The sequence below is a fragment of the Porphyromonas sp. KLE 1280 genome (assembly GCF_000700805.1).
Classification (GTDB): Bacteria; Bacteroidota; Bacteroidia; order Bacteroidales; family Porphyromonadaceae; genus Porphyromonas; species Porphyromonas pasteri.
In genome coordinates this window covers 1-18,899 of the sequence record NZ_KL362963.1, presented here as the reverse complement: position 1 = coordinate 18,899, position 18,899 = coordinate 1, and the positions used below count along the sequence as shown (strand labels likewise).

The window sequence follows — 18,899 nt, the reverse complement described above, 5'->3', positions numbered from 1 at the left end:
TACAAAGGTACAAATCTTAGTCCAAGCAATTGGGGGGCGTGCTTGCAAGAAGAAGCCCCTGCTTGCCCCTTTATCATGCCTATTCTTACTCCGTTAGATGGGGCGCTTCTCTGCCTGCAGAAGCGTCGTCCGTAAGAGGGGGTAGTATGAACCACCAACCCCATAGTGGTTTATACCTCTCCCTCATATAGAGACTGTTGCCACGAGTCCTGTTCGCTATTTCGAGTGCTAAGGCATCGCGTGCTCAGCCCCCGATATGCCTCTCCGAAGTGATACACAAGCTCTTCGCTTTATCGCGCGTATTCCTCTTATTCAGCGGAGGGAAAAGTGCTGTTCTTGCGAAGAAAAAAGCGCCTTCACGTAGTGCTTCCCTCTGTCTACGCACGTAGTCTTAAAGACCAGGCACGTAAATCCAAATATCCACGTACGTAGATATTAGAGCCACGTACGTAGACCAAACTTATCTGCCACTCGTCCGCAACTTTTATCCCTACGTGGAGCAACGGCCTAATAGAGGTCACTTCACAAAGCTATATAGGAATCAGTCCAAAGCTATATAGCTTTCTTCGCCATCCTATATAGCTCTACCCACGTACTCATATAGTGTAGCTTGCTTCACTATCGAGGTGCATGGCAAAGAAATGTGGCGATGAGACCGAAGTCCCACCGCCACACATCACACACATATGCATATACACAGAAAATACACTCTCTAGTACACTACTACTTTCTTTAGAATGGGGGTGGTCCTGGAGGGCCCTGACGCTTCATATCGCTCTTGCTACCGCCACCGCTGAAGCTATCGAAGCGGTAGATGAAGTGGAGCATAGCGTAGCGGCCGAGCGTGTTGGACTCTTCGATGGTGCTGGACATCGCCGTGATGCTCTGGTAGATGCTGCGACGGCTATTCAGGAGGTCGTAGCCCTTGAGGCGGATGGTCGCCTTCTTCCCAGCGAGGAAGCTATAGGAGAGACCAGCGTTCAGCAGGACTTGATCCTGATTGTAGCCAGCGGCGTAGCCACGTGAGGTGGTGTAGGTCGCTTCACCCTCGAAGGTAAAGCCCAGCGGCAGGGTGATATTGGTCGTATAGCCGAGCGAGTAGTCCTTCGTCGCGGGAGTGACGGCTGAGGCCAGCGTGTTCGAGGCGTTGTAGTAGCCGAAGCCTCCCTTGAGGGTCATATCGATGCCTGTGACGCGGTAGTTCAGACCGAGCTCCTCACGCAGGCGGAGGGCGAGGCTACGGTTCTTGCCACCGTTGATATAAGTATTGCTACGAGCCAGGTCGTTGAAGGACGCTACGCGGATGGAGAACTTCTTCCCTGGGAGGGGCTGCGTGAGGAAGCCACCGATACCGACCGAGGCATTGCCGTCTACGTTGGTATAGTCGATGGTGCGCTTACCCGTCGTGACATCGTAGAGTGAGCGCTGGATGATGTCATTCTGTACAACCTGCCCACGAGCGAAGACGGAGAGCGAGGTCTGCGTCTTCGTCCAGTACTTGCTGAAGCGTCCGAAGAGGTTGTGCTGGAAGCCTGGGAGCAGGTCCTGATTCCCGACGTAGGAGATGAGGGGATTCGTCACATCCTGTACGGGGGAGAGCTGCTCGTTGGTAGGGGCGAAGCTACGACCGAAGTAGTCGAGGCGAAGCTCCGTGCCACGCTGAGGCTTGTAGCTCATACGCAGGGTAGGGGAGAAGTTCAGTGTCGTGCGGGAGATAGGCGTAGCCGTGATACCGCCGACGACGGAGTGGCTGCTGATACTCGATGACTCGAGGTTGACCCCAGCGGTCACATCGTAGGTCTTACCCTTCTTCTTCAGTGCGACACCTGCCTGATGCGTGAGGTACTCTGAGCGGAACTCATTGCTGTACGTCGCGTTGTGCACCGTGTAGGCTCCCGTAGCGTCGGGGTCGAAGGCATCGCGTGAGCTATTGCTCTGTGAGCCCTTGATCTGGTAGGTGAGCTGCGTGAAGTAGCCCTTGCCGAGAGGTTCTACCCAGCCGAGGCGTGCCTGATAGTTCGTGCTACGCGTACGGCTGTCGATGCGCTGGTCGACGGACTGATTCGTCGTCGAGGTGCGGTCGAAGAGATTGTAGAGGTACTTCCCCTCGCCCGTCTCATCTTCGATGCCGAAGCGCGTGGAGAGCGTGAGGGTACGCCCTGCGGCACTCAGACGACGGCTACCATCGAGGCGCAGTGTCCCGTTGATATTCTTCTGCAGGGTATTCTGCGTGAGGTCGCTGGAGTTGATCAGCGTGCTCGTAGCATCCTCGAGGGTCTTCGTCGTGGAGGTGTAGGTGCCTTGACTGCGGCCGTAGCGGAGCTCGGGGGAGACGATGATCTCCGTCAGGCTGTCGGGCTTCCACTCCATACGGATGTTCGCTCCGTAGGAGTCCTTGTCACTACGCTCCGTGCTCTTCCCCGTCTCCGTCGTCGAGCCCGTGGAGAGGTAGTTCTGCTGCCAGCTGTCCGTGATCTTATTGGTGGTATTGCGACCGCCGAGGGCGTTGGCATTGAGCTGGAGCTTCGAGGAGAGCGTCTGATTGAGGTTGCCGCCGAGCATTCTCGAGGTCAGGATACCGTTGGCATCACGTCGGGGCATACCGCCACCACCTCTGTTGCCACGGCGACCAGCGCCCATACCCATCATGAAGCCGAGCTGATTGCCGTCTTGGCTGATGTCGGTGAAGCCAGCGTTGTTCGTATTGTTGAGACTTCCGATGATGGAGAACTGATTGTCGTCAGCGAAGCGACTGAGGGTTAGGTTCGCTTCGTAGCGCTTGCTCGTACCTGCACCAGCGTAGGCCGTACCGAAGAGTCCCTTCTTCTTCCCCGCCTTGATGGTGAGGTTGATGACGGTCTCTTCATTGCCGTCGGAGAAGCCTGAGAGGCGGGCTGCCTCACTATCGCGGTCGAGGACCTGTACCTTCTCGACGACTTCGGCAGGGAGGTTGTTGGCGGCTACCTTCGGGTCACCCTCGAAGAAGCGCTTTCCGTCAACCATGATCTGCTTGACGGTCTTCCCGTTGATGGTGATATTGCCGTTGTCATCGATGCTGGCTCCAGGGAGCTTCTTGATGAGGTCAGCGACGACCGCCCCTTGGTTCGTGGTGAAGTTCCCAGCGTGGAATTCGATCGTGTCGCCCTTGATGACGACGTCGCTGGTCTTCCCGACGACCTTCACGCCTTCGAGGATTTCACCTTCAGCTTGGAGGGTGATGGTGGGCAGCGTAAGTGACTGCTTCTCGAGGCGGATGGGGGTGGTGTGGGTCTTGTACCCGATGTAGGAGACGCGTAGCGTGTAGCTTCCGGCGGCGATTCCCTTGAGGTGGAAGGCGCCATCCTTGGCGGTGATGGCACCCGTCTTGAGCTTACCGTCACTCTGGAGGAGGCTCACGCTGGCGCCGAGGAGTGCTTCACTCTTCTCGTCGAGGATACGGCCGGTGATCGTGTATAATGAGTCCTGAGCGCGCAGGCCTGTGGGCAGGCCAAGCAGCAAGAGCAGGAGGCTCATAAGGCCGATGATGGAGCGGCTACGGAGGCTATTCATAAATGCTGTATTCTTGAGTTTGCTTTCTCTCTTAGAGTACGAGCTGGAGGGTGCGTTTAATCGTAGCGTAAAATTTTTTGAAAAAGACTTGTGGATTGCCCCAAAGCAGTGCAGGCCCCCGCTCCAGAGAGCGAGAGCCTGCAGCATTATGGACTAAAGATCGGGTGGGGTTACTTCGCCGAGCGGATGCGGTCGTCGAAGGCGGTCAGTGCTGCCTTCGCGCCTTCGCCCATAGCGATGACGATCTGCTTGTAGGGCACGGTCGTGCAGTCACCAGCGGCATAGATGCCGGGGACAGAGGTGCGGCAGCGCTCGTCAATGACGATCTCGCCACGGCGTAGCTCGACCAGCTCCTCGAAGGGCTTGGTGTTGGCCGCGAGACCGATCTGTACGAAGAGGCCATCGAGGGCGATCGTCTCTTCGTCGCCGCCATCACGTGGAGCGATGGTGAGGCCCGTGACCTTCGTGCCATCACCGAGGACGGCCTTCGTAGCTACGGCCTTGCGCACGGTGACGTTGGGCAGCGTAGCGAGCTTCTCCTGTAGGACGATGTCGGCACGCAGGGTGTCCATATACTCGAGGACGACGACGCTGCGGCAGATACCAGCCAGGTCGATAGCTGCCTCGATACCGGAGTTCCCACCGCCGATGACAGCGATGTCCTTGTCCTTGAAGAAGGGGCCATCACAGTGGGGGCAGAAGGCGACACCACGACCGATGTATTCGGCTTCGCCAGGGACGCCGAGCTTACGCCAAGAGGCACCCGTGGCGAGGATGACCTGAGCGGCGGAGAGCTCTTCGCCGAGGTTCGTCTTCACCAGCTTCGTCTCACCATCGGTGACGGCTTCGACGCGGCGGTTGTCGAGGAGATCGATATGATAGATCTCCGCATGCTTGCGCAGGTCAGCAGCGAGCTGCGTCCCCGTGGTGGCGCTGACGGAGGGGATGTTTTCGATACCCGTAGTCTCGTTCACCTGACCACCGATGCGCTCAGCGACGACGGCGACATGGAGACCCTTACGTGCGGAGTAGATAGCCGAAGCGATACCCGATGGACCGCCACCGACGACGATGAGGTCATAGCTACGGCGGATAGGCTCAGCGGAGACGGGCTCGGCGCCGATCTTCTTTTCGAGGGCGGCGAGGAGGTCACCGAGGGAAGCCTTACCGATATGTACGAGCGTGTCGCCAGCGTAGACGGCGGGGACAGAGCTGATGTTGCGGGCGTTCACTTCGTCCTGGAAGAGTGCGCCGTCAACCATCTCGTGCTCGAGGCCTTCGTTGTAGAGTGCCATGACGTTCAGCGCCTGGACGACTTCGGGGCAGTTAGTACAGCTGAGCGAAGCGTAGGTCGTGAGGCGCAGAGGCGTCTTCAGCGCAGCGATACGGCGGATGAAGACCTCTTCGGGGAGGTTCTTGCCCTGGCCGTCAGCGTTGAGGACGGCGAGGATGAGGGAGGTGAACTCGTGACCGCCAGGGATAGCGCGGAAGGAGATGCCCGTAGCCTGCCCATCGCGGAGGATGCTGAGGCGAAGGACGTCAGCGGGACGTACCTCAGCGGAGATCTGGGGGCTGGTGCTGGCGAAGTCGCGTGCCATCGTAGCGAGCTCTTCGCTCTTGGCGTCGCCTGCGTTGTCGACGACGAGGGTATACTGGTGCTTCAGGTTAGCGAAGAGACCCTGAAGCTGAGTGATGATATTCTGATCGAGCTGCATAAGAGTAAGTCGAATGAGTGAGGACGTATATATGGTATAGATGAAGCACGGGGGAGGTAGAGTCGTGCAGACTCTACCTCCCCCGTTTGTGTTGAGCCCTTGCCTTCGTGAAGGTAAGACCTTCGGCTGGGGGTAGAGGTGCTTCTTAGAGCTTACCGACGAGGTCGATGCTGGGGGTCAGCGTAGCGTCGCCTTCCTTCCACTTAGCGGGGCAGACCTGGCCTGGGTGTTCGTAGACGAACTTAGCAGCCTTGACCTTGCGGAGGAGTTCGCTTGCGTCACGACCGATACCGTTGTCGTGGATCTCAGCGATCTTCAGCTCGCCATCGGGGTTGAAGAGGAAGGTACCACGGTAAGCCTGACCAGACTCTTCGCCGAGGACGCCGAGGGCAGCCGAGAGCTCGAAGGTCATGTCAGCGAGCATCGTGTACTCGATCTTGCGGATCGTCTCGGTAGCGTCAGCCCATGCCTTGTGGACGAAGTGAGAGTCGGTGCTGACGGAGTAGATGTCTACGCCGAGAGCCTGGAACTCAGCATAGTGGTCTGCGAGGTCAGCAAGTTCGGTGGGGCAAACGAAGGTGAAGTCACCAGGGTAGAAGAAGAGGATGCTCCACTTGCCCTTGAGGTCTTCGTTAGAAACTTGGATGAAACCCTTGTCCTTGCGGTAAGCGTTGACCTTGAACTCAGGGAGCTGGCTGTTGATGTAACACATAATCTATAACTGATTTCTTGAAAGTGTGATGAAGCGCACCACAGGGGTGCTCTCGATTTGTGATGCAAAGGTAGCCCAACCTTTTACAGCCTCCAATTTGTGCCATATATACCGATATAAATAGCGTATATAATTCTCTATTGCGCCCCGCTCAGATGCATGGTGATACCACTCCGTATTCGGTGGCGGCCTGCACCTATATTGGTCGCTGAGCTGACCTATATAGATTGATGCGCCGACCTATATTAGGTTGTTGCTCCACGTATGGATAAAAAGTCGTGGACGAGTGGCAGATAATTTTGGACTACGTACGTGGCTCTAATATCTACGTACGTGGATATTTGGATTTACGTGCCTGGTCTTTAAGACTACGTGCATGGATAGAAGAATACCACTACGTGAAGGCGCTTTTTCTCCATGAGAAGGACACCTTCCCCTCTGCTGGATAAAAGGAGTACTCGCGCTAAGGTGCAGGGCTTGTCTGATCTCTTCGGAGAGGGATGTCGTGGGGCTGGGCGTGCGATGCCTTAGCACTCTAAGATAGAGGGCCGGACTCTATGCAACAGTTTTATATATGGAGTGGCCCTTCTTCGTGGCTCGTCGTGCACCTCATTGAGGTGATGTGAGCGGGGTGATGAATGGGGGCTCCAGACGCGTCTTTAGAGGGGTAATTGACTGTGTTATGGGCGGGTGGGGTAGGAGATACAATAAATTATGCCTATATTTGCAGTCCATTAGCGCTCCTACGGTTACCAACCCAGCAGCTTCGGCTGCAGCGATAAAGTAGAACAAATTATAACGTTATAACGATAATGAAGAAAGGAATTCATCCTGAGAACTACCGTCCTGTAGTATTCAAGGACATGTCTAACGAAGACATTTTCATCACGCGCTCGACGATGCCCGCTAAGGAAACGATCGTCGTAGACGGAGTAGAGTACCCTCTGATCAAGGTGGAAATCTCCAGCACGTCGCACCCCTTCTTTACGGGTAAGGCTAAGCTCGTCGACACGGCTGGTCGTGTGGACAAGTTCATGAGCCGCTACGGCAACCGCAAGAAGTAGTCGTCGACTCGGACAGAGCCCTCGCTGGTGACGTGAAGTACAAGCGTCCCCAAGAGTGCACCAAGATACAAGAGGCCATCTCCCTGCAACGGGGAGGTGGCCTCTCTTCTTATCTATCTGTGCTTAGGCTGGATAGCTTGTGCGGGGGAGTGCCTCTTGAGAGATGATTAAGTCATTCAGTATGATACCCCTCCCGTGTATCATAAAAATGTTATCTTCGTGACCACAAATAGATATCAAAGCTAGAGTATATGAAGACAAGACTCTCAGCGTTGGCCCTTGCACTCCTCCTGGGTGGAGGTATGGCCTCAGCGCAGAAAATCTTGGTCACAGGGCGCGTCACTAATGCTTCGAATGCAGTGCTCCCTAAAGTCCAAGTCGTCGTAAAGGAGACTGGTCGCAGCATGACAACTACCGAGCAAGGACTCTACGTCATCGAGCTCGAGTCGGGCCAGACCCTTCAGTTCATCCTCAACGGTAAGATCCTCAAGACTATCGTGGCGAATCAGCCACAGGTGGATGTAGAGCTCCCAGTGCAAGCCCCAGAGCAGGGGAAGCCTAAGGCCGACACCACCGCTACGCACTCGGGCGACGGGAAGGACGATGTGATCCTCTCGACCTCGAGCCGTGGGGCTACCTCGATCACGGGGAAGGCTCGCCCACTGTGGGTGCTCAATGGCGTCGTCCTCGGTAGCGACTACGGTAGCCTGGAGTCCTTCGCTGGGGCAGACCCCAAGCAGGTAGCTGCCGGTCTCGTGCCAGGGCTGAGTGCTGAGAATATCGCCTCGGTACGTATCCTTACCACCTCTTCGGAGACCTCGAGCTACGGCCCACGCGGTATCGCTGGGGTCGTAGAGATCACGACGAAGTCTGGCTCTGCTGGTGTCTCTTCCCTTAGCTATCGCGGGGAATATATCTACCGCCCCATCCCCACGTACAACGACCTGAACGTGATGAACTCCCAGCAGCACGTGGCCCTCATCCAGGACCTGCTTGACGGGGGGATGTATCCGATCCACACGCTGGAGACGTCTAAGGACCAGGGGCTCATCGGCCGCATGTATCAGCTCTTCAACGAGCTTGACGAATCGGGTAAGCCCCGTCTGTCCAACGATGAGGCCTCACGTCTGGCTTACTTCCGCACCGCTGAGCGTGCGAATACCAACTGGTTCAAGCAGCTCTACCGCAATACCATCGTCCACAACCATACGCTGAGCTTCAACGGCGGGACGAATAAGACGAACCTCTTCGCCTCACTCACCGCTCGCGTCGACCCAGGGTGGACCATCGGCAGCCGCGCCAATACCTACTCGGGTAGCATGAGTGCGGACTACAAGCTCCTGCCTACGCTGAAGATCGGGCTGAATATCATCGGGGAGTACAATACCTCCGAAGAGCCTGCTACCTCAGCAGTCAAGTACGCCAATACGACGAGCCGCGCACTGCTCCCCACAGAGAGCTACACGAAGGACTACGTCTCCTACAATATCTTCGACGAGCTCCGTGAGAGCCGCCGCACCCGCACTCAGGGGTATCTCGGTATCCAGGGTACTGCCACGTGGGATATCATCAAGCAGCTGCGTGCGACCTTCGTCACCGACGTCAAGTACACCAATACGGTGACCTTCCTCGATAACACCGAGCACTCCGTCTTGGCCCGTAGCATGCGCGCCATGCAGACGACCAACGTACGCAACAATAATAAGAACTTGCGTACCGACCCCAACGACCCCTACGCACTTCCTTACTCCGTACTCCCCGAGGGCGGTATCCGTGAGAGCCGCGTCGTACAGAACTATGTGAATAGCTTCAAGTTCGACCTCGACTATCACCAGACCTTCGGCAAGCACAACGTCCTCGCTGCTGCTGGTATGGAGCTCAATCAGGGGAACGTCCAGAACAACTGGAACATCAACTACGGTGTCCTCTACGACCTGGGCTACCACTCCTACTACCTCCCCGACGCTATCCAGCGCCTCTATGAGCAGGGGAAGGACTACTACACCATCCGCAACAAGGTCAATAACAACCTCGGCTTCCTCACCCGTGCCAGCTATACCTACGACGACCGCTACTCCATCGACGCTCTGCTGCGCTTCGACGCCAGCAACCGCTTCGGTCCCTCGCGCTATGTCCGCTGGCTCCCTACGTGGAATGTGGAGCTGACCTGGGGTGTCGACCGTGAGAACTTCTTCCGTCATCTGAAGCCGCTCTCCTCGATGCGCCTGAAGACTTACGTCGGGCTTGTCGCGGATAACCCCTCCGTCACCAACTCCCTCGAGGAGATCTATCCCAATATCCCCTGGCGTCCCAGCTCGAAGGAAATCGCTCTGGCGTATAGCAACCTCGCTAACCACGACCTGACCTACGAGAAGACGATGACCTACGGTGCACGCCTCGGCTTCGGCCTCTTCAAGGGCCGTATCTCAGCTGAGATTGATGCTTACCGCCGTCGTAGCTATGACCTCGTCGGTCCTATCTACACGCAGTCGCTCGGTGGTGTCGCACAGAAGAATGGTAACGTCGCGGAGCTGAAGTCCTCGGGTCTGCAGTTCACCCTCTCGACGGTGAACTTCAAGACGAAGACCTTCAGCTGGACGACGGGCTTCTCTTACCTCCACAAGACGAATAAGATCACCTCGCTCCTGAGCAGCCCCACGGTCCGTACGATGGTCTCGGGCTCTGGCTTCTCCTACGAAGGCTATCCGCTCTCCTCCGTCTTCTCCATCCCCTTCCTCGGTCTGACGAACGAAGGTATGCCTCGCTTCTACAACGAGCGTGGGGTAGAGACGCTCGGCGACTTCAACTTCTCGAGCAGCAATATCGACTTCCTCAAGTACAGCGGTACGCTTGACCCAACGGATGTCGGTACGCTGACCAATACCTTCCGCTATAAGAACTTCACCCTCTCGGCGAATATCAACTATGAGTTCGGCGCTGTGACGCGTCTGCGTAGCATCTCCAATACGGACGACTACTCAGCCTTCCCACGTGAGCTGACTCAGCGCTGGAAGAAGCCTGGTGACGAGGCCCACACGGATATCCCTCGTATCCCTACTAGCTACGCCTTCGACCAGTACGGAGCGGACAACCTCATCAACGGCTTCTATGCCTACAGTGCCTCCACAGCGCGTATCGTCAGCACGGACCACGTACGCCTCAAGGAGATCTCTATGGAGTACACGGTCTCGAAGACCCTCCTGCGCCGCACGCCGCTGAAGAACCTTGCGGTGAAGCTGCAGGCTCAGAACCTTATGCTCCTCTACTCGGATGCTCGTCTGCGTGGCGATGACCCTGCTTATATGTACAGCTCTTCGGTCACCGCTCCTAAGAAGCTCATCCTCACCCTGCGTGTCGGACTCTAAGCGAGATACTATTATGATGAATAGACTCTTCGTGCCCCTCGTGGCCCTCGTGGCTCCCCTCGTCCTCGGATCTTGCAACAAGCTCCTCGATGAGCTACCCGACGAACGTGTGCAGCTTGATACTCCTGAGAAGATCCGCCTGGCACTGTCCAACGCTTATCCTATCACCTCCTTCGCCTACGCCTGCGAGATGTCCACGGATAATGTCGATGACTACGGGACGGACAACCCGAACTTCACGAAGTTCACCTACGACCTCGTCTACTGGAATGACGGCCCTGAGTACAACCAATCCGATGGTATGCGTGCCCTGTGGCGTGCTCATTACCTCGCTATCCAGCACGCCAATGCTGCGCTGGAGGCTATCGATAAGCTCGGCGGAGGTGCAGAGCTCAACCCTCACAAGGGTGAGGCGCTCGTGGCTCGTGCCTACTCGCACTTCGTCTTGGTGAACCTCTTCGGTAAGCACTACAATACCTCTACCAGCTCCACCGACTTAGGCGTCCCCTATATGACGGCCCCTGAAGTGACGCTGAACCCCCAGTACACGCGTAATACCGTCGCTGAGGTCTATGCGGCTATCGACAAGGACCTCACCGAAGGGCTTCCCCTCATCTCGGATAGCTACTACAAGCAGAAGGCCTACCACTTCAATAAGGCTGCTGCCGAAGCGTTCGCCGCTCGCTTCTACCTCTACTATGAGCAGTGGGACAAGGCAATCGAGCACGCTACGAAGGCGCTCGACGGGAAGGCGCCCCGCCGCTGGTCTGACTTCCAGGTCGCCAGCATCGTCGGTGCTAAGACGGAGGATGCTTACGCTAAGCTCTTCACCCGTGAGTCCGTCACGGCGAACTTCCTCCTGCAGCCCGTCGCCTCCAATGCGGTCGACTACTTCTCCTACGCTCAGCTGAAGCGCTTCTCTATGACGCACCGCACGGCTGAAGAAGTCTTCATCGGGGAGAATATCTGGCGCAGCTCCACGACACCACAGGCCGACTACTGGCAGGTGCCCTTCGTGTCGTCCTCGTACAACTACCGCGACGTCATCAACCAGTCGAAGTATCCCTACTACGCAAGTAAGAAGGGGAACACGCTCGTCGTGCCCTTCACCGCTGAAGAGACGCTCCTAGTACGTGCCGAAGCTGAGATCATCAAGAAGCAGTACGATGCTGCTGTCACCGACCTCAACACGTGGACGGCTGCCTACCTCAATACGACCAAGAATACCTTCACGAAGGATGAGATCATCGCCTTCTATAAGGCTCTGGACTATAACTCCGCCACAGCTCCTACGATGAAGAAGAAGCTGCATCCCGCCTTCACCCTCGATGGGGGTGAAGAGCAGGAGATGCTCCTTCACCACCTCCTGCAGTGCCGCCGTGTAGCTACGGCTCACGAAGGCCTGCGCTGGTTCGACATCCGCCGCTATGGCATCGAGGTCTACCGCTTCGTCCACGACACGAAGGACCGCGCGAAGTACACCGTAGCTAAGACTCTCACCCCGGGCGATGAGCATACGACCTTCCAGATCCCGCAGAACGTCCGCAACGCTGGCCTCGAAGCTACTCCCCGCACAAGTAACTAATCCTCAAGCTCGCCTCATCGCGCCACACTATGAATATGACTCTAAGGAAAGCCTCCCTGTGGGCCCTTGCTGCTCTCACGATGGCCCTCGGCAGCTGCCGCAAAGTGGATGCAGATATTAGCTCGACCTCCGTACTCAATGCCTCTGCGAACCGCACGGCAATGGACGAGTACATCGAGCGCGAAGTCACCTCACCCTACAACATCCAGATCTACTATCGCTATACCGAGAGTGAGATCGGCCGTAACTGGGTGACCTCCCCAGCCAACGAGTACAATAGCCTCCAGTTCGTCAACGTCCTCAAATACCTCTTCCTCGAGCCCTATACCGAGGTGATGGGGGTGGACTTTGTACGCCGCTTCACGCCGCAGGCCTTCGTGCTCACGGGGCTCTTGGCCTACAACCCACCGCCCAGCAACTCGAATACGCGTGCTTCGACGGTCAACGGGGTCAAGATCATCTTTATGAACATCAATAGCTTCGACTTCCCTTCGCTCAAGCAGTACTACCACACGCTGGATAGTCTGAAGACTGTGCTGGAGACCGATACCTCCGTGCAGGCAGAGTATGATCAGTGGAAGACTTGGCTGGATGGCCAGAACTCCACCTACCTCGAGCGCCTGAAGGACGTCTACCTCCGTACGATGTACCACGAGGCTGCGCATACCTTCCACCAGAGAGTCGAGCCCACGACGGACTTCGACAAGATCACCTCGCTCGACTACCGTCAGGCCGACTGGATCTCTGGCTGGACGCGTGAAGGGAAGAAGTCCATCGAGTATGGCTTCATCACCAACTACGCCAGTCAGGAGCCTCACGAAGACTTCGCTGAGCTCTTCGGGAACTATGTCATCCTTAGTGCCGATGAGTGGGAAGCCAAGCTGGTCTCTGCTGACGTGATCCCCGCTGGACGCACCCGCTCGGGTCGCTCCATCATCGAGGAGAAGATCCGTATCATCAAGGACTATATGCTCACGACCTGGGGGCTCGATATGGATAAGCTCCGTGCGCAGCTGCACGCTCGCTATCCCAACTTCGCTCGTCAGGACTTCACTACAATGACCTCATCCACGACACAGCAATGAACTATACGAAGATCTTCGCCCTCGCTACGGGCGCTCTCCTTTGGATGAGCTCTTGCACCAGCTCCAGCGACCTCGATAAGCTCCCCGGAGCAGCCGTCCGCACCCAGCAGGCGATCAGTGAGACGGTCTCCAAGCTCGAGGGACACGATGGCTACTGGCGCCTCACTTACTACCCCGACACGAAGCGTGCCTACGGGGGCTACTCGATGTATGTCCAGTTCAAGGACGGTCGCGTCACGGCGCTCTCCGAGCTCTCGACGACCTCTACGAACTCGACCTATTCGGTGAAGAACATCGATATGCCTACGCTTGCCTTCGATACGCGTAGCAATGTCCTCCACCACTTCATCACCTCTACCGAGTACTTCCGTAATGCCCGTGGTGGTGACTTCGAGCTCCTCCTGATGGGGCAGCGCGGCGACAGCATCCTCCTGCAGGGGCGCAAGTACGGCAATCAGATGAGCCTCGTCCCGATGACGACCGACCCTGCGACAGAGATCGCAGCGCTGCAGGCTATGGCTACGAAGTTCCAGGGGAAGAACTTTGCTCCCGTCTCCATCGGTACGGCTGGCTCGGTATCCTTCCGCCTGAATCCCACCTACCGTCAGCTGGAGTACACATCCACGAGCGGAGAGACGACGACCACGCAGAAGATGGCCTTTGCCTACACGACTGAGGGCCTTCGCTTCTATGAGCCTATCACCATCGGTGGGGTCACGATCTCGGGCTTCCGCCTCAGCAGTGACGGCACGAGCGTCACCTCTATCGAGGGGGATGTCACCACGACGGTGGTCTCGCTCCCTATTGATCTCGTGAATAAGAGCTATGTCGCTTACTTCAAGGCCGACTCGGCTGCGGATGACTTAGTCTCCTTCTTCACGCGTGTCAATAATACCCTCTACCGCAATCGCAAGGCTCGTATGTCGGCTCGCACCTACTTCGGTGTGAATACCGCTGCCGACCAGGCGGCAGGCCTTGTCGGTAATGATACGAAGGTCGCTGGCTTCCTCACAATGCCCATCTATGAGCAGACCAACGGTAGCTACACGCGCCTCTCCTATGAGGTGGACTTCGTCCCTGTTGGCAACGACCCCACGCAGGTCGATATCATCGCTCGCGACGGGAATGAGTCGACGTGGTGGTACTGGTATGCCTCGGCTGCTGAGTATTGGGTGAGCCGCCTCGCTACGCGTGCACCCTACACCGTCGAGACGCTGACGGACGCTGCAGGTGCTACCTACTACAAGCTCACCAGCGTGAAGTACGCTGACAAGGCGTGGTTCTACCTCTACGAGGTCCAGTAGCCCGCTCTATCCAGTAGCTATATATACGAAGACCGCCCGAAGCACACTGCGTGCTTCGGGCGGTCTTTTTATGTGCTTATGCGTGGAGTGCGCCGAGCTTAGAGGTCCTCGTAGAGGCGTACCCAACCGTGGTTGTCGGGATAGTCGCCGTACTGGATCGCTCTCAGACGTTCGTAGAGGGCGGTGCAGATAGGACCAGGGTTGCCGTCCTTGCTGATGACGTAGCTCTTGTATTCGTCGAGGTCATCTACGCGCAGGATAGGGCTGATGACAGCTGCCGTACCGCAGGCACCTGCTTCGTCGAAGGTAGCGAGCTCCTCGACATGGACGGGGCGGCATTCGACCGTGAGGCCCATATCTTCAGCCAGTTGCATGAGGCTCTTGTTCGTGATCGAGGGCAGGATCGAAGGGCTCTTAGGGGTGATGTAGCTCTTGCCACGGATCCCGAAGAAGTTCGCAGGCCCGCACTCATCGATGTAGAGCTTCTCCTTAGCATCGAGGTAGATGACGGCCGAGTAGCCCTTGTCGTGGGCGAGGACGCCCGAGCGAAGGCTGGCGGCATAGTTCCCCCCGACCTTGTACTGCCCAGTCCCGAGGGGCGCAGCGCGGTCGTAGCCACGCATGATCGCCATGGGGCTGGGGCGGAAGCCCGACTTGAAGTAAGCACCTACGGGCGTGACGAACATGAGGAACATGTATTCGCTCGCGGGGCTGACGCCGACCTGCTTACCGAGCCCGATCATCAGGGGACGGATATAGAGCGATGCGCCGCTCTCATAGGGGGGGATGAAGTCCTTATTGAGGTGGAGGACCATGTCGAGGGCTTCGAGGAAGCGCTCGGTGGGCAGCTCGGGCATCAGGATGCCTCGGCTGGTGTGCTGCATGCGGGCAGCGTTCTCCTCGGGGCGGAAGACGCGTACCTTACCATCCTTCCCGCGGAAGGCCTTCAGACCTTCGAAGGACTCCTGCCCGTAGTGAAGGCAGGTCGAGGCCATGGGGATGGTGATCATGTCTGAGGAGGATACTTCCCATTCGCCCCACTGGCCATTGCGATAGTAGCAACGTACATTATAGTCTGTGGGGTGGTAGCCGAACCCGAGGTTCTTCCAGTCCAGCTGTTGTCCGCTTTCCATTGTAGTTCTTTTTAGAGGTGGTCGATTATTCGAAATCTCATTGGGCTCCACTGGAGGGAGCCATAGGCAAAGATAGAGAAAAGTGCTTATCTCCGATAGTAAGCCCTTCTCTCGCTCTTCACCTACCTATATAATAGAGGGGTGGGGGAGTGGGAATGCCCCCTTCTCCCTCGTATAGAGTCGTGCTGCGCCCCTCGGGAGAAAAAATCTTGACTACTACGGAATAAACCCGCCGACCACTACTCCGATAAGCTCATCCACGTGCGTAGTCCTAATATCTACGTGCGTAGTCCTATCGATTCTCGTGCCTGGATTTAATGTCCACGTACCTGGATCAAGGAATACCACTGCTCGACGTGCTTTCTTCGTATATGGCTACGGTAGCTTTTCTCCTCATCTCGCGAGGAATAGCACTATACGGATAGGGTTGCTTTATGCATTGAAACAAAGGCGAATGTCAGCCGATCGGTAGCGGGATATTTCGCTCAATCGTCGGGGAGATTTGGTAGTATGAAAGATGTGTACTATCTTTGCACTGCAATTCGAGAGCTACGAAGCGACAAGGAAGTGTGGGTGAGTGGCTGAAACCAGCAGTTTGCTAAACTGCCGTACGGGTAACCGTACCACGAGTTCGAATCTCGTCGCTTCCGCTGTTAGAGTTGCTAAGACTTATGATGGTGCTATAGCTCAGTTGGTAGAGCAAAGGACTGAAAATCCTTGTGTCCCCGGTTCGATTCCTGGTGGCACCACAAAGAAGAAGAGAGGTATTGCGACGCAGCAGCGTGTGATACCTCTCTTTTTTTGTTTCTCCTCCCCCCGTGCTTATGCTTTGTGTTTGCAGCTTGTCGCCTCCCCCTGGCTGGCAGTAGGCTTCCGTGCGTCGTGGTGCTTGTGCCCCTGATTTATCTGTATCTTTGTGGAAAATGCGGGGGGCAATAACCCTCGTGCTTTGTGTTCCAAATAATCCAGGGGCAGAAGATTTGCTCCTTGGTCTTTTCTAAATAGTCTCTTCGCAATGTCGCACCAACCATTACTCGCTGTCATTGTCCCCGTCTATAAGGTCGAGGATTATCTACGACTATGTGTCGACTCGATCTTGTCCCAGTCTTACTCCCATCTTCGCGTGATCCTGGTTGATGATGGCTCTCCTGATGGCTGTGGCGCTATCTGTGATGCCTATGCGGCAGAGGACCCTCGTGTGGTCGTCGTGCACAAGGAGAATGGCGGTCAGTCCACGGCTCGTAATAGAGGCTTAGATTTAGCCAAGGATTGTGACTACATCACGTTCGTAGATAGTGATGATTCGATAGAGCCTGGTATCTATAATGCTGCGGTTACTTACCTTGAGGAGCATCGAGAGGTCGGTATCGTGGGCTATGGTATCAATGAAATAAGAGCTGGGGAAAGGTCTATTGCGGGGAGAAGGTTGGTCGCCTGTTCTCTCGTGAGGAGGCGCTTAAGGAGGTTGCCCAAGGTTTTTCATTTAAGCTCGGCCCCTCTGTCTGGTCCAAGGTCTTCCGTGCTGAGGTGATTGGAGATATTCGCTTTAGAGAAGGCTATGTGTATGAGGATAACTCCTTCGTCTTGGAGGTCTTGAATCGCATAGATGCCTATTATCTGCTTCCCCAAGCGGGCTATAACTATGTCTTGCATCGTGAGGGCTCGACGACAGCACAGTTTGATGTACGCATGTCCTACCTCTTTGACAATATTGAGGAGCTGCAGCGCCGTCATGCTGATGATGCTACCCTCTGCCTCTATGCCAATACCATGGCGATTAACTACCTCTGGATGTATTGGTATCAGCTCTATGGAGCCTTCGTCCATAAGGGACAGGAGGCCAAGTATAGAGAGATCACTTCGGCTTTCTTACCCTATCTCAAGCGAGCCCGTCAGCGCCCCTTCATCAATGTCATCGGGACGCGTGTGCATAGCTTGAAGACGTGGCTCTTCCTGCATGCCCCCTACACATACACTCGCATTAATCTTCGATAACCTCCACCCATGAATATACAGCAGCTCGAGTATATCCAAGCTTTGGATAAGTTCCGTCACTTCGGGCGGGCCGCTGACTTTTGTCAGGTGACCCAGCCGACGCTCAGCACGATGATCCAGAAGCTCGAGGATGAACTCGGGGTCAAGATCTTTGACCGTAGCCACCAGCCCATCATCCCGACGGCAGTCGGACGTCGCATCCTCGACCAAGCCGCCATCATTCTCCTGCAGGTTGCACAGGTCAAGGAAGTTATTCGCGAGGAGCAAGAGGCACTCACGGGGGCACTTCGTCTCGGTGTCTTGCCGACCATCGCACCCTATCTCCTGCCACTCGTCCTGCCGCTGCTACGCAAGCATCTCCCCGATCTGAAGATTACGATCACGGAGCTCAAGACCAGCGAGTGCGTCGCCAGCCTGCTCTCAGGGCAGATCGATGTCGCGCTGATCGCCTCGGCATCGGAAGACGAGCTGCTCGTCGATCGTCAGCTCTTCTTTGAGGAGTTCCTCGGCTATGTGCCCCGTCGCTCCGAGCTCTTTGAAGAGACGTCGATCCGCTCGGCTGAAGTCGGGCGCTACCAGCTTTGGCTCTTGGACGAAGGGCACTGCTTCCGCGACCAGCTCGTGAAGTTCTGCCACTTGAAGAATGCCCCCAATCAGCGCTTCAGTTATAGCCGTGGGAGCCTGGAGACGTTTATGCACTTCGTCGAGCAGGGCAATGGCGTGACGTTCGTGCCTGAGCTGGCTTTGAAGACGCTGAGTGCCGAGCAGAGCGAGCTTATTCGCCCCTTTGCTCTGCCTCGTCCTGCACGCTGCATCACGCTGGTGCATCACCGCGACTATGTGCGTCACGCCGTCATCGACCGCCTGAGCGAGGTGATCTGCCAAGCCGTCCCCAAGGAGATGCTTCGTCTCCGCCCTGGGCAAGACCTCGTCTAAGCGAAGCCAAGTCCCACCCCCATACAAGCAGGGAGCATACAACCGGTGCGCTGTATGCTCCCTGCTTTTTTGCGTGTAGCGTGTGGCTTGCCTGTGGTAAGTGTATTCGTGAGAGGTGAGATTTCGAGCCTCTTTCGCGGCTCTACTTTGGTATGATCATATATAATGTACGCGCGCGAATTGGTGGGGAAAACGCCTTGTCGTCGCATGAATTTGCGTGCTTATTTGGAAGTTTGGGTGATTTTTTTCTACCTTTGCACTCGCAAAAGAAACGAACGGCCTTGCGGTGACGTGGGTGGTTTGACTTTAAGAGATCTTTGAGATAATTGATATTGACAAACAGAAGTGTAGTAACAAACGTTTAGGGAAATGAAGACCTAACCGTCAATTACGACCTTTACTTAGGTAGAGATACACTAATAAATCTGAAGCAAGAATCATTTTTAGAGCAAGACA

Annotated in this window: 12 protein-coding genes and 2 tRNA genes; 10 read left to right on the top strand and 4 right to left on the bottom strand. The window is 56.2% G+C overall.

What is annotated here, in order from left to right:
• Positions 1-732: 732 nt before the first annotated feature.
• From HMPREF1121_RS03685 to ahpC, 3 genes are all read right to left on the bottom strand, one after another.
• Positions 733-3,549 carry a TonB-dependent receptor gene (locus tag HMPREF1121_RS03685; protein ID WP_044114802.1) on the bottom strand — a complete coding sequence of 939 codons (2,817 nt, stop codon included), beginning with the start codon at positions 3,547-3,549 and terminating at the stop codon, positions 733-735.
• 170 nt (positions 3,550-3,719) lie between these two features.
• Positions 3,720-5,264 carry an alkyl hydroperoxide reductase subunit F gene (gene ahpF / locus HMPREF1121_RS03680; protein ID WP_044114801.1) on the bottom strand — a complete coding sequence of 515 codons (1,545 nt, stop codon included), beginning with the start codon at positions 5,262-5,264 and terminating at the stop codon, positions 3,720-3,722.
• 145 nt (positions 5,265-5,409) lie between these two features.
• On the bottom strand, positions 5,410-5,976 hold the full coding sequence (ahpC, locus tag HMPREF1121_RS03675) for an alkyl hydroperoxide reductase subunit C (protein WP_044114800.1): 567 nt from the start codon (positions 5,974-5,976) through the stop codon (positions 5,410-5,412).
• Between the two features lie 812 nt (positions 5,977-6,788).
• Between ahpC and HMPREF1121_RS03670 the strand changes: the two genes are divergently transcribed.
• The 5 genes from HMPREF1121_RS03670 (at position 6,789) to HMPREF1121_RS03650 (ending at position 14,379) form a co-directional block, all read left to right on the top strand.
• On the top strand, positions 6,789-7,040 hold the full coding sequence (locus tag HMPREF1121_RS03670; protein WP_009433247.1) for a type B 50S ribosomal protein L31: 252 nt from the start codon (positions 6,789-6,791) through the stop codon (positions 7,038-7,040).
• A 251-nt stretch (positions 7,041-7,291) separates the two neighbouring features.
• Complete coding sequence (locus HMPREF1121_RS03665) at positions 7,292-10,405, top strand: SusC/RagA family TonB-linked outer membrane protein (RefSeq protein ID WP_156946045.1); 3,114 nt, start codon at positions 7,292-7,294, stop codon at positions 10,403-10,405.
• Between the two features lie 13 nt (positions 10,406-10,418).
• On the top strand, positions 10,419-11,990 hold the full coding sequence (locus HMPREF1121_RS03660) for a RagB/SusD family nutrient uptake outer membrane protein (protein WP_052353585.1): 1,572 nt from the start codon (positions 10,419-10,421) through the stop codon (positions 11,988-11,990).
• A 35-nt stretch (positions 11,991-12,025) separates the two neighbouring features.
• Entirely contained in the window at positions 12,026-13,075 is a 1,050-nt protein-coding gene (locus HMPREF1121_RS03655) for a substrate import-associated zinc metallohydrolase lipoprotein (RefSeq protein WP_198004375.1), read from the top strand.
• Positions 13,072-14,379, top strand: a complete 1,308-nt coding sequence (locus tag HMPREF1121_RS03650) for a DUF4302 domain-containing protein (protein ID WP_044114796.1) — start codon at positions 13,072-13,074, stop codon at positions 14,377-14,379. Before HMPREF1121_RS03655 ends, HMPREF1121_RS03650 begins: the two co-directional genes overlap by 4 nt.
• A 98-nt stretch (positions 14,380-14,477) precedes the next feature.
• Here the strand turns inward: HMPREF1121_RS03650 and HMPREF1121_RS03645 are convergent, their stop codons facing one another.
• Complete coding sequence (locus HMPREF1121_RS03645; RefSeq protein ID WP_044114794.1) at positions 14,478-15,512, bottom strand: branched-chain amino acid aminotransferase; 1,035 nt, start codon at positions 15,510-15,512, stop codon at positions 14,478-14,480.
• Positions 15,513-16,075: 563 nt separating this feature from the next.
• Between HMPREF1121_RS03645 and HMPREF1121_RS03640 the strand changes: the two genes are divergently transcribed.
• The 5 genes from HMPREF1121_RS03640 to HMPREF1121_RS03625 all read left to right on the top strand — a co-directional run bounded on the left by HMPREF1121_RS03640 (position 16,076) and on the right by HMPREF1121_RS03625 (position 18,443).
• Positions 16,076-16,162, top strand: a tRNA-Ser gene (locus HMPREF1121_RS03640).
• Positions 16,163-16,188: 26 nt separating this feature from the next.
• A tRNA-Phe gene (locus HMPREF1121_RS03635) sits at positions 16,189-16,261 on the top strand.
• 266 nt (positions 16,262-16,527) lie between these two features.
• Positions 16,528-17,043: a glycosyltransferase family 2 protein gene (locus HMPREF1121_RS03630; protein WP_052353584.1), complete on the top strand. Its 516-nt coding sequence runs from the start codon at positions 16,528-16,530 to the stop codon at positions 17,041-17,043.
• Positions 17,044-17,072: 29 nt separating this feature from the next.
• Positions 17,073-17,507: a hypothetical protein gene (locus HMPREF1121_RS08645; RefSeq protein ID WP_052353583.1), complete on the top strand. Its 435-nt coding sequence runs from the start codon at positions 17,073-17,075 to the stop codon at positions 17,505-17,507.
• Positions 17,508-17,516: 9 nt separating this feature from the next.
• A complete protein-coding gene (locus tag HMPREF1121_RS03625; protein ID WP_044114793.1) occupies positions 17,517-18,443 on the top strand; it encodes a LysR substrate-binding domain-containing protein in 927 nt (308 codons plus the stop codon).
• Positions 18,444-18,899 lie beyond the last annotated feature (456 nt).